Origin of the sequence: Nonomuraea sp. NPDC050478, from assembly GCF_044458265.1 — a bacterium.
Classification (GTDB): Bacteria; Actinomycetota; Actinomycetes; order Streptosporangiales; family Streptosporangiaceae; genus Nonomuraea; species Nonomuraea ferruginea.
In genome coordinates this window covers 1-14638 of record NZ_JBITHT010000003.1, presented here as the reverse complement: position 1 = coordinate 14638, position 14638 = coordinate 1, and the positions used below count along the sequence as shown (strand labels likewise).

The 14638-nt window shown below is 72.3% G+C and carries 13 protein-coding genes; 11 read left to right on the top strand and 2 right to left on the bottom strand.

Annotated features, from left to right (window positions below; genetic code table 11):
* Position 1: 1 nt before the first annotated feature.
* From ACIBF7_RS14425 to ACIBF7_RS14410, 4 genes are all read left to right on the top strand, one after another.
* Positions 2-1582: a class I adenylate-forming enzyme family protein gene (locus ACIBF7_RS14425; protein WP_271279432.1), complete on the top strand. Its 1581-nt coding sequence runs from the start codon at positions 2-4 to the stop codon at positions 1580-1582.
* The gene (locus tag ACIBF7_RS14420; protein WP_187281100.1) at positions 1579-2796 is read left to right on the top strand and encodes an acyl-CoA dehydrogenase family protein; all 1218 of its coding nucleotides are present in this window, start codon (positions 1579-1581) and stop codon (positions 2794-2796) included. The genes ACIBF7_RS14425 and ACIBF7_RS14420 overlap by 4 nt, the downstream gene beginning before the upstream one ends.
* 66 nt (positions 2797-2862) lie before the next feature.
* On the top strand, positions 2863-4032 hold the full coding sequence (locus tag ACIBF7_RS14415; protein WP_148030965.1) for an acetyl-CoA acetyltransferase: 1170 nt from the start codon (positions 2863-2865) through the stop codon (positions 4030-4032).
* Positions 4029-4457, top strand: coding sequence for a Zn-ribbon domain-containing OB-fold protein (locus ACIBF7_RS14410; RefSeq protein WP_148030966.1), 429 nt, complete (start codon positions 4029-4031; stop codon positions 4455-4457). The genes ACIBF7_RS14415 and ACIBF7_RS14410 overlap by 4 nt, the downstream gene beginning before the upstream one ends.
* A gap of 66 nt (positions 4458-4523) precedes the next feature.
* Here the strand turns inward: ACIBF7_RS14410 and ACIBF7_RS14405 are convergent, their stop codons facing one another.
* Both ACIBF7_RS14405 and ACIBF7_RS14400 read right to left on the bottom strand, forming a co-directional pair.
* A complete protein-coding gene (locus tag ACIBF7_RS14405; RefSeq protein WP_148030967.1) occupies positions 4524-5669 on the bottom strand; it encodes a S9 family peptidase in 1146 nt (381 codons plus the stop codon).
* Positions 5670-5817: 148 nt separating this feature from the next.
* Complete coding sequence (locus ACIBF7_RS14400) at positions 5818-7062, bottom strand: LLM class flavin-dependent oxidoreductase (RefSeq protein ID WP_397197263.1); 1245 nt, start codon at positions 7060-7062, stop codon at positions 5818-5820.
* A 167-nt stretch (positions 7063-7229) separates the two neighbouring features.
* On the opposite strand from ACIBF7_RS14400, the gene ACIBF7_RS14395 reads away from it, so the two are divergent.
* The 7 genes from ACIBF7_RS14395 (at position 7230) to ACIBF7_RS14365 (ending at position 14453) form a co-directional block, all read left to right on the top strand.
* The gene (locus tag ACIBF7_RS14395; protein WP_397197262.1) at positions 7230-8246 is read left to right on the top strand and encodes a fumarylacetoacetate hydrolase family protein; all 1017 of its coding nucleotides are present in this window, start codon (positions 7230-7232) and stop codon (positions 8244-8246) included.
* Positions 8246-9997 carry a CocE/NonD family hydrolase gene (locus ACIBF7_RS14390; protein ID WP_397197261.1) on the top strand — a complete coding sequence of 584 codons (1752 nt, stop codon included), beginning with the start codon at positions 8246-8248 and terminating at the stop codon, positions 9995-9997. Before ACIBF7_RS14395 ends, ACIBF7_RS14390 begins: the two co-directional genes overlap by 1 nt.
* Positions 9998-10214: 217 nt before the next feature.
* Positions 10215-11279 carry an ABC transporter substrate-binding protein gene (locus ACIBF7_RS14385; RefSeq protein ID WP_397197260.1) on the top strand — a complete coding sequence of 355 codons (1065 nt, stop codon included), beginning with the start codon at positions 10215-10217 and terminating at the stop codon, positions 11277-11279.
* A complete protein-coding gene (locus ACIBF7_RS14380) occupies positions 11276-12118 on the top strand; it encodes an ABC transporter permease (RefSeq protein WP_271279437.1) in 843 nt (280 codons plus the stop codon). The genes ACIBF7_RS14385 and ACIBF7_RS14380 overlap by 4 nt, the downstream gene beginning before the upstream one ends.
* A 29-nt stretch (positions 12119-12147) precedes the next feature.
* The gene (locus ACIBF7_RS14375; protein ID WP_219548122.1) at positions 12148-12759 is read left to right on the top strand and encodes a carboxymuconolactone decarboxylase family protein; all 612 of its coding nucleotides are present in this window, start codon (positions 12148-12150) and stop codon (positions 12757-12759) included.
* The gene (locus ACIBF7_RS14370; protein ID WP_345482680.1) at positions 12756-13523 is read left to right on the top strand and encodes an enoyl-CoA hydratase/isomerase family protein; all 768 of its coding nucleotides are present in this window, start codon (positions 12756-12758) and stop codon (positions 13521-13523) included. Before ACIBF7_RS14375 ends, ACIBF7_RS14370 begins: the two co-directional genes overlap by 4 nt.
* A gap of 51 nt (positions 13524-13574) precedes the next feature.
* Positions 13575-14453, top strand: a complete 879-nt coding sequence (locus ACIBF7_RS14365) for an ABC transporter ATP-binding protein (protein WP_345482679.1) — start codon at positions 13575-13577, stop codon at positions 14451-14453.
* Positions 14454-14638: the final 185 nt, after the last annotated feature.

Below are 14638 nucleotides of genomic sequence, written 5' to 3'. Positions count from 1 at the left end.
GATGACCGCGCAGCGCCTCCGCCCGGCCTCCCTGACCGGGCGGCGCCTGTCGAGGACGCAGATCGGCGAGTGGATCGACATGGCGGCCAAGCGCTCGCCGCACCGGGACTGCTTCGTCACCCCGTCAGGCACGCGCACGTTCGCCGAGGTGCGCGACCGGGTGCACCGGCTCGCCTCCGGTCTGCAGGCGATGGGCCTGGCGCAGGGGGACCGGGTCGCCGTGCTCGACACCGACTCGCCGGAGTACGTGGAGACCTTCCTCGCCCTGTTCAAGCTCGGGGCGGTCGCGGTCCCGCTCAACTTCCGGCTGTCACCCGCGGAGATCACGACGCTGCTGCGCAGCTCCGAGGCGTCCTGGATCTTCGTCGGGGACCGGTACGCGCCGGACGTGCTGGCGGCCAGGGACGACCTGGAGCATCTCGACCACGTCGTGGGCTTCGGCGGGAGCGAGGGCACGACGCCCTTCGAGGAGGTGCTCCGGCGCGGGGCCGGAGGCGCGCCGCGGGAGGCGGTCGTCGACGACGAGGACATCGTCGCGCTCGCCTACACCAGCGGCACGACCGGCCTGCCCAAGGGCGTCATGCAGTCGCACCGCATGTGGAAGACGATGGTCTCCAACGCGGTCCTGGAGTACCGCTTCCTGCGGGACGAGTTCCGCTACTCGGCGTCCCCGCTCTACCACGTCGCCGGGCTCAGCCTCGTGCTCAACGCGATCTGCCGCAGCTCGGCGTCCCTGATCGTCCCCCAGTGGGATCCGGCGGAACTGCTGCGGTGGTGCCGCGAAGGGCTCACCGACGTGTTCCTCGTCCCCACCATGATCAGCGCCCTGCTCCGGCAGCCGGATGTGAGACCGGACGACTTCGCCACGCTGCGTTCCGTCTTCTACGGCGCCGCGCCGATGTCGCCCGGCCTGCTCACCCAGGCCATGTCGATCATGCGGTGCGACTTCTACAACGGCTTCGGCGCCGGCACCGAGGCGGGCATGCAGACCGTGCTCACCCCCGAGGACCACGTGCGCGCCCTCGACGGCCACCCGCACCTGCTCGGGTCGGTCGGCCGCCCCGGCTTCAACATCGACCTGCAGATCTGGGACGCCGCCGGCAACGAGGTGCCGGTGGGCGAGGTCGGCGAGATCGTCACCCGCAGCGACATGGTGATGAGCGGCTATCACGGGCAGCCGGAGAAGACCGCCCAGGTCGTCTCCGGCGGCTGGTTCAAGGGCGGCGACCTCGGCTACCTCGATGAGGACGGCTATCTCTACCTCGCCGGCCGCAAGGACGACATGATCATCCGGGGTGGCGAGAACGTCTACCCGCTGGAGATCGAGACCACCCTGTTCGCCTACCCCGGTGTGGTGGAGTGCGCCGTGGTCGGCGTCCCCGACCCGCACTGGGGCGAGACCGTGCGGGCCCACGTCGTGCTCGCCGAGGGGACCGAGGCCACGCCGGAGGAGCTCCAGCGGTTCTGCCGCGAGCGCCTGGCCAAGTACAAGGTGCCCGACCACATCCGCGTCCACACCGAGACCCTGCCCAAGAACGCCAGCGGCAAGGTGCTCCACCGCCTGCTTCGGGAGCAATCGTGAACGACCAGCGCCGGAACCCGGACGAGACCGCGTTCCAGGACGCCGTCCGGGCCTTCCTCGACACCCACGCCAAGCCCCTGCCGGAATGGGAGGAGGGCTGGGGCAACGGTCCCGACGAGCTCAGCGCGGGCGCGGAACCGACCCGCGAGGAGGAGCTGAGCATGGTCGCGGCCGCGGTGGCCTTCCGCCGCGAGCTGTTCGACGCCGGCTTCGGCTGGCTCACCGGCCCCGTGGCGTACGGCGGGGCCGGCCGGGACCAGCGCTACCAGGAGCTGTTCGACGAGGTCGCGGCCGACTACGAACTGCCGTCCGAGGCCTGCTTCATCGTCGGCCACCACATCGTCGCCCCGACGCTGCTCGCCTGGGGCACGCCGGAGGTGAAGGAGAGGTACCTGCGGGCGCTGTACCGGGCGGACCTCCTCGCCTGCCAGCTCTTCTCCGAGCCCGAGGCCGGCTCCGACCTCGCCGGCGTGAAGAGCAGGGGAGTCCGCGACGGCGACGGCTGGCGGGTCTCCGGGCAGAAGGTGTGGACCTCCGGCGGTCACTACAGCGACATCGGCGAGATGCTCGTCCGCACCGACCCGGACGCGCCCAAGCACGCCGGGCTCACCATGCTGATGGTCGACATGCACGATCCGGGGGTCGAGGTCCGCCCGCTGCGCCAGCTCACCGGCGGCGAGGCGTTCAACGAGGTGTTCGTCGACGACGTCTTCGTGCCCGACAGCCACGTGCTCGGCAAGCCGGGCGACGGCTGGAAGGTGGCGATGACCACGCTCGGCAACGAGCGGGCGTCGATGGGCTACCGCACCGCCTCGCCCGCCACCGACCCGGTCGAGCGGCTGCTCGGTCTCATCCAGCACTTCGGCCTCGACGGCGACCCGCACATCCGCCAGGAGTTCGCGCGGATCGCGATCCGGCGGGACGTGATCCGGTGGACCGCCGCCCGCGCCGCCGGCCGCGGCGAGCCGGGGGCCGAGGCCTCGATCATCAAGCTGATGGACTCGGAGAACGTCCGCGCCATCGGCGAGCTCGCCGGCCGCGTGCTCGGCCCGCGCATGACGGCCGACACCGGCGAGTGGGGCACCTACGTCTGGGCCGAGCTCGCGCTCAGCGCGCCGTCCCGGCGCATCGCCGGCGGCACCGACGAGATCATGCGCAACATCATGGCCGAGCGCATCCTGGGCCTGCCCCGCGAACCCCGCCCTTCGACCTGACACCGCGGGCGCGCCGCCCGCAGGCGGCGCGTCATCCCTTCGCGCATCCGAGGAGACAACACATCCATGGCTGACCGTACGCCAGTGATCGCCGGCATCGGCCTGAGCGATTACCCCAAGGCACCGCACCTCGACGCGGTCGGGCACCACGTGCTCGCCACCCAGCGGGCGCTCGCCGACAGCGGCCTGCGCAAGAGCGACATCGACGGGTTCATGTGCGCCCAGGGCGACTTCGCCCAGCCGGACAACGCCGGCACCATGGCGGAGATCCTGGGCATCAACCCCCGGTACTTCGACGGCACCGCCGTCGGCGGCTCCAGTTTCGAGCTGCACGTCCAGCACGCGAAGGCGGCGATCGAAGCCGGCCTGTGCGAGACCGTGCTCATCGTCTACGGCTCCGACCTGTACACCAAGTCGGGCACCAACCCCGGCTTCGGCGCCAAGAAGCCGGGCGAGCAGGTCGCGGGCGTGCTGCAGTACGAGGCGCCCTGGGGCAACACCCTGATCGGCGCGTACGCGATGGCCGCCCAGCGGCACATGCACGAGTACGGGACCACCTCCGAGCAGCTGGCCGCGATCGCCGTGGCCTGCCGCACGCACGCCGGGCTCAACCCCAACGCCCAGTACCGCAAGCCGCTGACGGTCGAGGACGTCGTCAACTCCCGCATGATCGCCGACCCGCTGCACCTGTTCGACTGCTGCGTCGTCTCCGACGGCGGCGGCGCGGTGATCGTCACCACCGCCGAGCGCGCCCGCGACCTGCGCCAGCCCCCGGTCCACATCCTCGGCGCGGCGTCGGCCCAGACCCACTGGAACATCAGCCAGATGCCCGACTACACCCGCACCGCGGCCGAGCGCAGCGGCAAGGAGGCGTTCGCGCAGGCCGGTCTCACCCCCGACGACGTCGACACCGTACAGCTCTACGACAGCTTCACCATCACCGCGCTGCTCATGCTGGAGGACCTGGGCTTCTGCAAGAAGGGCGAGGGCGGCCCGTTCGCCGCCTCCGGCGCGCTCCAGCTCGGGGGCAGCCTCCCGATGAACACCGACGGCGGCGCGCTCAGCTCCTGCCACCCCGGCATGCGCGGCATCTTCCTGCTCATCGAGGCCACCAGGCAGCTGCGCGGCCAGGCCGGCGACGCCCAGGTGGCGGGCGCCGAGGTGGCCCTCGCGTGCGGCTCGGGCGGCTGGCTGTCGGCGATGGGCACCGTGATACTCGGAAAGGACAAGGCATGACGAACGTGACCACCCCGCCGACGGAGGGCCGGCCGGTCCCGCTGCTCGACGCGGCCGGCCGCCCGTACTGGGAGGCCACCCTCCGCGGCGAGCTGCTAGTCCAGGAATGCCCCGGCTGCGGCCACCGCCAGTTCTACCCTCGCCAGATCTGCGTCGAGTGCGGTGACACGCCCGGCTGGCTCACCACGGAGGGCCGGGGCACCGTGCACACCTTCTCGGTGGTGCGCCAGCAGGGGGCCTACCCGTTCAACCAGTGGACCCCGTACGCGGTCGCCGTCGTCGAGCTCGACGAGGGCCCCCGCATCATGGGCAACGTGATCGGCTGCGAGGTCGACGAGGTGCGCATCGGGATGCGGGTCGAGGTCGAGTTCGTCCCGCTGAACGAGGAGGCGTCGCTGCCGTTCTGGCGGCCGGCGGCCACCTGAGCCGCTCCCCGGGAACGCGGAAGCCGGGAGGGGATTCCCCTCCCGGCTTCCGCGTGTCCGGGGCGCTCAGGCGAGCGCGGGCACCGGCGGCTCCGGCAGCACCGGCATGCGCAGGGAGAGCCACTCGGCGATCAGGTCGAGGGCGGGGGCGGGGTCGTCCGACTGGATGTGCTCGGCGCCCCCGTCGGCGGCGGCGAAGACGTGCAGCCGCTTGTCGGCGGAGCCCGCGGCCTCGAAGGCGCGGCGCGCGTCCGCGACCGGGATCTCCCTGTCGTTCTCGCCGTGCACGATCAGCAGCGGCTGCGTCACCCGAGGCCAGACGTCGGCCAGCGTCCACAGTTCCAGCCGCTCCAGCGCCTCCTCGATCGTGCCGGTGCCCGTCACCCAGGGCAGGAACCACGACGTCGGCTCGGCCTCGGCCTCGTCCCAGCGCCGCCGCCAGAGCGCGCCGCAGTCCCAGCTGCCCGCCCACGAGACGCAGGCCGAGACCCGCGGCTCGAACGCCGCCGAGCGGGCCGCGTAGTAGCCGCCGAAGCTGACGCCGAGCACGGCGACGTGCCGCGCGTCCACGTCGTGGCGGGCCTGGAGGTGGTCGATGATGGCCGCGGTCGGCACCTCGTAGTCGGGGCGGGACGGCACGCCGCGCAGCCGGATCAGCTCCCCGGTGCCGGGGGTGTCGATGACCAGGCAGGTGATGCCCCGGCGGGCGAACGCGGCGCCCACGGTGGCGTAGAGCATCTCCTTGGTCAGGTCGAGCCCGCCGTACACGATGACCACCGGCCGCGGGTCGGCGGCGTCCGGCGCGATCAGGTAGCCGGGCAGCGTGCCGTCGGGGGAGTCGACGTGGACGCGCACCAGCGGCAGGGCCCCGCAGTCCATGGCGTTCCCGAAGGCCTGCAGGGACGCGGCGTAGCTCTCCGACTTCGTCGGCCCCGGCGGGATCTGCCGCTGGGCGGTCGCGTGGTACACCGACGCGCGCAGATACCGCCGGCCGGCCGCCGCCAGGTATCCGGCGCGGACGTCGCCAGCGGCGAGCGCCTCCTGCTGGTGCGCCATGCCCGCCCAGGCGGCCGCCCAGGCGTCCAGGCCCGCCTCCGGCGTGTCCCGGAGCGGGCCGAGCCAGCGCCCGATGTCGGCGAGCGAGCCGCCGGCCATCAGGGCCAGGTTCACGCTCGACGACCGGACGTGGTCGCCCGGGAAGAACTCGAACACGGCGACTCCTCATGGAACGGTATGACAACGCGCGGCCGGGGCCGTGCGGTTCTCTCTGGTCAGTACAGTACAAGCGGTTGCATTACGGATGGCGTTACCCGGCGCGCCCGCCGCCGCGCGACAGGCGCGGGCCGGCGCGCCGGGCGGGTCAGGTGGTGGCCCACTGCGCCCGCGGACGCTCCTGCGGGCCGGACAGGCCGCCGATCTCCGGGTAGACCTTGGTGGCCATCAGCTCCATCTCGCGGATCAGGTCGTCGGTCGGCTGCTGCGCCCAGTGCCAGATCAGCACGGAGTACTCGTACGGGACCTGCTCCCACTCGGCGGCGAACTGCGCCTTCGCCTGGTCGACGGTGCCGCCGAGGAACAGGCCGGAGTCCTTGATGGCCTGCACGACGTCGCCGTTCACCGGCATCTTCTTCTTGAAGAACTTCGCGTAGAAGTTCTCGAACATGTCCGCGTCGTAGTCGCGCAGGGCCTGGTCGTACGCCGCCGCGGACTCGGTGACGTGCGGCCAGCGCACGGGCGCCTGGTTCGCGCCGAGCGGCACCGGGTGGCCCACCTTGGCGGCCTCGTCGACGTAGATCTTCGCGAACTCCTCGGTCTTGGCCGCGGGGGAGAAGCTGGTGACGACGAAGCCGTTGCGCGCGCAGTACCGGATCGACTCCTCCGAGCTCGACGACGCCACGAACACCGGCGGGTGCGGCCGCTGGTACGGCGGCGGCGTGACCGAGATCTTCCGGATGACGCCGTTCTCGTCGACCTCGTCCACCGCGCCCATCAGCGACGCGGTGTCGGTGGCCGGATAGGTGGTGATGCCGGCGTCGTACGGGAACGGGACCTGGTACTTGGCGCCGTTGAAGTCGAAGGAGTCCTCGGTCCAGGCCTTGAGCATCAGCTCGACCTGCTCCTCGAAGATGACGCGGTTCTCCTTGTCGGCGGAGCCGCCGTCGGAGAGCGTCGCCGGGGTGCCCAGGTGCTGGCCCAGCACGTCGGTCCAGCGGGACTGGTAGCCGCGGCTGACCCCGGCCCAGAACCGGCCTTCGAGCATGTGGTCGAGCATCGCGCACTCCTCGGCGACGCGGATCGCGTCATGGGTGCCGAGCACGTAGCCGTTGGTGCCGACGTTGATCCGGCTCGTGTGCGCCGCGAGCCACGCGTTCACCACGCCGGGCGACGGGGCCACCTCGTAGCCCTCGGAGTGGAAATGATGCTCGATCCCGGCGATGCCCCAGTAACCCAGGTCCTCGGCGGCCTTGGCGATCCTCGCCCAGTCCCGCATCACCTTCTGGAACTCGTCCCGATCCCGCCCGAGCGGGCGCCGGGCGGCACGCCCAGCGGCACCGCCTTCGGCCGGAATGACCGGATAGAGCTGCACGATCGCCTTGACACTCAAAATCTCGCTCCTCAGCAGCTGGCTGACAGAATCCTTCGCCGTCATCCAACGGGCGCGCAGTTACCGGGCCGTTCCGCGCCGCCGTTAATGAGGGAGTAACGGCCTCGGAAATAGAACCTGCCGCACGACAAACCCGGCAGCCGGCCATGATCTACGGAGGGTTCCAGATGAGGATTTGCCGCTTCACGCCGCACGGCTGGCCGGACGCGGAGGTGCGCGCGGGGGCCGCGGTGGGGGCGCTCGACGCGCCGGTCATCGTCGACCTCGCCGCGCTGCTGGCCTCCGAGATCGTCGCCGACGGCGGCGAGCCCGGCCGCGCCGCGGAGCTCGCCCGCGCCACCTTCCCGGGGAGCACGGTCGCCCTGCTCGGCTCCGGCGGACGCGCCCAGCGTGAGGCGGAGCGGCTCCTCGGCGCGCTCGGCGACCCTGAGGCGGCGCGGCGGCAGACCGGCCCGCTCGGCCCGCACGCCCACGCGCGCGAGGCGGTCCGCCTGCTCGCCCCCGTCGACCGCCCGCCGGCGCTGCGCGACTTCTTCGCCTTCGAGGACCACATGGTCAACGCCCTGCGCAACCTGGGCAGGGAGGTCCCGCCGGCGTGGTACGAGGCGCCCTCCCACTACGTGACCCGCAGCGCGTCGGTGTTCGGCCCTGACGAGGTCGGACAGTGGCCGGCGTACACCGAGAAGCTCGACTACGAGCTGGAGTTCGCGATCGTCATCGGCAGGAGCGGCCGGGACATCCCGCCCGAGCGGGCCTGGGACCACATCGCCGGGCTCACCATCTTCAACGACCTGTCCTGCCGCGACGTGCAGCGCCGCGAGATGGGCACCGCGGTCGGCCCGGCCAAGACCAAGGGCTTCGACCGCGGCTGCGCCACCGGGCCGTACCTCGTCACCGCCGACGAGATCCCCCGCCCCTTCGAGGCCGGCATGCGGGCCTTCGTCAACGGCGAGCTGTGGTCGCGGGGCTCCGCCGGGTCGATCCACTGGTCCATCGAGCAGATCGTGGCGCACGCCTCGGCGGGGGAGACGCTGCTGCCCGGCGACATGCTCGGCTCCGGGACGGTCGGCACCGGCGCCGGGATCGAGATCGACCGCTGGATCAAGCCGGGCGACGTCATCCGGCTGGAGATCGACGGGCTCGGCGCGCTGGAGACCCGCGTGGAGCGCGCGGGGGAATCCTGATGCGCCCGGCGATCCTGCGCGAGCGGGACGTGCCGATCCCGCTCCCCGACGGCGTCGTGCTCCGGGCCGACGTGTACCGCGACCCGGCGGCGGGGCCGCGGCCGGTGCTGCTCCAGTACACCGCCTACGACAAGGCGAACTGGGCCTCCGTCTACGGCGTGATCAACCCCGAGCGGGCGGTCGACCACGGCTTCGTGGTCGTCGTGGCGGACGCCCGCGGCCGGTTCCGCTCCGGCGGCGACGAGCCGTTCCGCCCGTTCGCCGGCTCAGGCGAGGACGCCGCCGCGTGCGTCGGCTGGGCCGCCGCGCAACCGTGGTCGAGCGGCCAGGTCGGCATGTACGGGGCGTCGAACAACGGCGTCCCGCAGTGGCAGGCGCTGCGCCGCCGGCCGCCCGCGCTGCGCACGATCGTGCCGCACTTCACCGCGTCCGAGTACGACAGCGGCTGGGTCTGGCGCGGCGGCGCGTTCCAGCTCGGCTTCAACCTGTGGTGGAGCCTGGCGAACCTCGCCCCCGACCAGCTCCGCCGCGCGACAGCCCGCGACGGCGCCGCCGCGCACCAGGACACGGCGCGGGCGCTCGCCGGCGCCCTGCGCGACCCGGACGCCGCCTTCGGGAGGCTGCCGCTGACGGACGCGCCGGCCCTGGACGGCATCGCCCCGCACTACCGCGAATGGCTCGCCCACCCGCCCGGCGACCCGTACTGGCACGCGCTCAGCGCCCGTGACGCGCTCTCCGCGACCGACCTGCCCGTGCTGCACGTCGCCGGCTGGTACAACGTCCACCTCGACGGCAACCTGGCCGCGTACGAGGCGATCAAGGCCGCGGGCGGCCCGGCGGCCGAACGGCAGCGCCTGATCATCGGCCCGTGGACGCAGTGGTCGCCCGCCCTGTTCGGCGACGCCTGCGGCCCCGAGCGGCGTTTCCCCGCCGCGATCGACATGGAAGGACTGCAGCTCGCCTGGTTCGCCCAGCATCTGTCCGGCGCCGGCGGTCCCGAGCTGCCGCCGGTGCGCGTGTTCGTCATGGGCGTGGACGAGTGGCGCGACGAGCGGGAGTGGCCGCTCGCCCGCGCCCGCGCCACCCCTTGGTATCTGCACAGCGGGGGAGCCGCCAACTCGCGCCACGGCGACGGCCGCCTGTCCCGCACACCTCCCGAGGGGCCGCAGCCGCCCGACACGTTCCGGTACGACCCGCGCGACCCCGTGCCCACCCGCGGCGGCGCGACCTACCTGCCCAACCCGGCGGCGAACTCCGGCCCGATGGACCAGAGCGCGATCGAGGACCGCGACGACGTCCTCGTCTACAGCAGCGACCCGCTGACCGGCCCGGTCGAGGTGATCGGCCCCGTCCACGCCGTCCTGCACCTGGTCACCAGCGCCCCCGCCACGGACGTGACGGCGAAGCTCGTCGACGTCCACCCCGACGGCCGGGCGTTCCTGCTCTGCGACGGCATCCGGCGGGTGACCGCGGCGGAGGTCGCCGCCGCCGGGTCCGGGCCGGTCCGCGTCGAAGTCGACCTGATCGCCACCGGCAACGTCTTCCTGCCGGGCCACCGGATCCGGCTGGAGGTCTCCAGCAGCTCGTTCCCCAAGTACGACCGCCACGCCGGCACCGAGGACGGCACCGCCACCGCGCCCGAGGACCTGCGCCCCGCGCGGCAGACCGTCGTCCACGACGACCGCCACCCGTCGGCGCTCGTCCTCCCTCTCGTCCCCGCCGAGGACCCGGCCGAGGAACCCGCCCCGTGACCTGTCGCGGCGGCCCGGTAACGGAGTCGCCGCAGGCCACTCCGCCGTGGCCGCCCCGATCGTCCGCCCCCGCCCGCGCGCCGGTAACGAGGCCGATAACGGCGTTCGGGTGAGGTCGAGCAACGCACGCGAATCCCGCCTAGGAGTTTCGATGCCCCCCACCTGTGCCGCCCGTGCCGCCCGTGCCCTTCGGATCCTCGCCGCGACAGTCCTGTTGGTGACAGCCGGAGCGTGCGGCGCCGGCGAACCCCCCGCCGCCACTCCCGAGACGAGCACGGCGGGCGCCGCCGGGCCCGAGGTGGACAAGGTGACCTTCAGCGGCGTCACCGCCAACGCCGGCAACTGGGCCATCCAGGTCGGCGTCGAGTTCGGCATCTTCAGGGAGCACGGCCTGGACGTGTCGATGATCTACTCGCAGTCCAGCCCGAACGCGCTCGCCGCCATGATCGGCGGCTCGGTGCAGTTCACCTCCACCGTGTACGACGCCGTCGTCCTCGCCCACCAGAAGGACCCGCGCGTCATCGCCGTCGCCGAGGGCTACCGGTCGTACCCCGAGTATCTGGTCGTGCCCAAGGAGGTCCGGTCCTTCGAGGACCTCAGGGGCGCGACGTGCGGCGCGCAGAACCCGGAGGGGATCGGCGACGCCCTCTACCTGTCGAAGATGATGGAGCACGGCGGCAAGCTGAAGGTGGGCGCCGACTTCAAGCTCACGAACGTCAACCTCAACGCCGGCCCCGCCCTCGCCGCCCTGCAGTCCGGCCAGATCAAGTGCATCGCGGTGCTGCCGCCCACGTCCACGCTGCTGGAACGGCAGGGCTACAAGATCCTGTACGACCTGCAGCAGGTGCCCGAATACCAGGACCTGTCCTTCTTCGGCATCATCGCCCTGAAGAACTGGGTCGCCGAGCACCCCAACGCCACGCGCGCCTTCCTCAAGGGCTATCTCGCCTCCATCGCCTTCCTCTACGACCCGGCGAACAAGGACCGGGTGATCGACCTGCTGGCCAAGAACGCGCAGGTCGAGCCGGACGTCGCCGAAGCCTCCTACACCTGGGTGACCTCCGGGGCGTACCCGCGCGACGGCGTCATCGCCGACGAGGTGATCCCCCGGACGATCTCCTTGATGAAGTCCGGCGGCTCCCTGGACGCCTCCGTGCCGTCCGACATCGCGGGACTGATCGAGAACTCCCACGTCAAGGCCGCCTTCGACGAACTCCCCGACTCGGTGAAGAACGGCCCGGGCCCCAAGGGCCTGCTTCCCGAGGGCCAGACGGCGGCATGAGCGGCGTGACCTCCCGCGAGCGGCGGGCGCGGCACACCACCACGCCCCCCGCGCCGGGGCCGCGCCGGCGGAAGGGCTCCGGCCGCCGATGGCGCGGCTACCGGGCCGTCGTCAGCTTCGCCGGCTTCCTCGTGGTCTGGCATGTCGCGGCCGAGTATCTCGTCGCCAACCCGCTCTTCCTGGCCGGGCCGATCAGCACCGTCCAGGCGGTCGGCACGATGTGGGCGGACGGGACGCTCCAGCAGGACCTGCTCGTCAGCGCGGACGAGTTCCTCAAGGGGTTCGGCGCCGGGCTCGTGGCCGGGGTGCTGCTCGGGCTGCTCCTCGGCACCAGCCGCCGCGCCAAGGACTACATCGACCCGCTCATCAACGGGCTGTACGCGACCCCGCTCGTCGCGCTCGCGCCGCTGTTCATCCTCTGGTTCGGCATCGGCGAGACCAAGACCGTGCTGCTGGTGTTCATGCTCGTCGTCCTGCCCATCGCGATCAACACCGACGCCGGCATCCGGGCGACGGACCCCCAGCACCTGGAGGCGGCGCGGTCGTTCGGCGCGAGCCGCCTGCAGCTGTTCACCATGGTCCGGTTCCCGACCTCCGTCTCGTTCCTGGTCGCCGGCATCCGCATGGGCATCGGGCGTGGGCTCATCGGCGTCGTCGTCGGCGAGCTCTTCGGCTCCCAGAGCGGCCTCGGTTACCGGATCCTCGTGTCCTCTCAGTACTTCCAGACCGACGTGCTGCTCGCCGGGGTGCTCATCTTCTCCGTCACCGGCGTGCTGCTCGTCAAGATCTTCGAATGGTTGGAACGGCGGGTCGCCCCCTGGCAGTCAGGCCAGGGATGACCCGCACCCACGACAGGGAGACCACGGCTATGCCGACCGACGAACCCCAGGGCCTGATCCCGATGCTCCCCGTCGAGGAGGCGGCGCGGATCGCCGTCGAGGCGGGCATGCGCGAGGAGATGTCGCGCATCTTCTTCTACCGGCTGCTGCTGAACTCGCCGCAGTCCGCCCGCGTCGAGAACGAGATCAACGACCGCATCCTCTGGGAAGGGAGACTGACCCGCAGGCCCGAGGCGACCCGGCTGCGCGAGCTCGCGATCATGCGCGTGGCCTGGGTGACCGGCTCCACGTACCTGTGGGCGCACCACTACGCGCCGACCGTCGACGTCGACCTGCCGGGCAAGCGGCCTGCCGACGTGCTCGGCGTGCGCGAGGGCGCGGCGTACGAAGGATTCGGGCCCGCAGAACGCGCCGTGATGCGCGCGGTCGACGAGATGGCCCGCGACGACCGGGTCTCCGAGAAGACCCTGGGCGACCTGAAGGAGGTGCTCGCGAACGACGGCGAGGTGGTCGAGATCTGCTACGTCATCGCGATCTGGCGGGCGCTGACCATGTTGATGGACACCTTCCAGGTGCCGCTGGAACCCGGCTACCAGCCGTGGGCGCCCGACGGCCGGCGGCCCGGGGAGGAGGGGCGGTGAGCAGGTTCGAGGAGTACCGGGACCGCTTCGGCGACGTGCGGATGGCGCGGGAGGACGGCATCCTCCAGGTGACCCTGCACACCGACGGCGGATCGCTGAAGTGGTCGGAGCGGGCGCACCGCGAACTGCCCGAGGCGTTCCGGCAGATCGCCACCGACCCGGACAACCGCGTCGTCATCCTCACCGGCAGCGGCCCCGACTTCCTCACCGAGATGGCCTTCGAGAAGCGCAACACCACCCCGCAGGGCTGGGACCGGGTGGCGCACGAGGGGCGGCACATGCTCTTCGACCTGCTCGACATCGAGGTGCCGATCATCGCCGCGGTGAACGGCCCGGCCACCGAGCACGCCGAGCTCGCCCTCCTCTCCGACATCGTCCTCGCCTCGGAGACCGCCGTCTTCGCCGACCACCAGCACGTCGTCGCCGGGGTGGTGCCCGGCGACGGCGTCCACGTCGTCTGGCCGTGGCTCCTGGGCATGAACAGGGCCCGGCATTTCCTGCTCACCGGGCGCACCATCGGCGCCCGCGAAGCCCTGGAACTCGGCCTGGTGGCGGAGGTGCTGCCGCCGGACCGGCTGCTCGACCGGGCCTGGGAGCTCGCCCGCGAGCTCGCCGCCAACACCACGCTCATGCTCCGCTACACCCGCGCGTGCCTCACCATGCTGATCCGCCGCGAGCTGCAGTTCGGTCTCGCCCACGGACTCGCCCTGGAATCCCTCGCCGCCGTCGACGCCCGCTCTTTCTCCCAGGATGCCCGCGACTGACATCGGCCGTGCCCGGCCGCTCCGGGAGCCGAGTTCGAGAGAGGAAGCCGTATGCTCCGGTCCTTCCGCCGTCGCCCCGCCGGCGGCCAGAACCCCATCGAAGCTCCCCTCCCGCCGGGGGCGTCGCCGCTGCTGGAGATCGACGGGCTGTCGGTCGGCTACGAGGTCGGCGGCGCCTTCACCACGGTCCTCGACGGTGTCAGCCTCACCGTCGAGGACGGGGAGTTCGTCTGCGTCGTCGGCGCGAGCGGCTGCGGCAAGACCACGCTGCTCAAGACCATCGACGGGCTGATCGCGCCGTCGGCCGGCGAGGTGCGCGTGTCCGGGCGTACGGCGCATCCCCGCCACGGCGACATGGCGGTGGTATTCCAGCAGGACTCCCTCTACCCGTGGCGGACCGTGCTCGCGAACGTCCGCTTCGGCCTGGACGTCCGCGGCCGTCGCTCGGCGGAGACGGACGCGCGGAGCAGGGAGTGCATCGAGCTCGTCGGGCTGCGCGGGTTCGAGAACCACTACCCGCACCAGCTCTCCGGCGGCATGCGCCAGCGGGTCAACCTGGCCCGCGCCCTCGCGGTGGACCCGACCCTGCTGCTGATGGACGAGCCCTTCGCCGCCCTCGACGCGCAGACCCGCGAGGTGATGCAGACCGAGCTGCTCGACATCTGGACGAAGCAGCGCAAGACCGTGGTGTTCATCACGCACCAGCTCGACGAGGCCGTACTGCTCGCCGACCGGGTGATCGTGATGGCCGCCCACCCCGGGCGCATCCGTGAGGAGATCCGCATCGACATCCCCCGCCCCCGCGATCTGCACACCAAGCGCGGGGAGAGGTTCACCGGCTATGTCGACCACATCTGGAACCTCATCGAGGAAGAGGTCCGGCGGTCCCTCATCCCCGGCACGGCCCAGGACACGCGGACCGGTGCCTGATCACGTACGTCCGTCCCGGCCCCTCGCGCCGGCGGGCCTGGTGCGGCGGGCTCCGTCCCTCGCATCGGCGGGGCGGGGGGGGGGGGGGCCGGGCCCCCCCCCCCCCCCCCCCCCCACCCCCCCCCCCCCCGGGGGCCGGGCCCCCCGGGGGGCGCCCCGGGGGGGGCCCGGGGCACCGGGGCGGG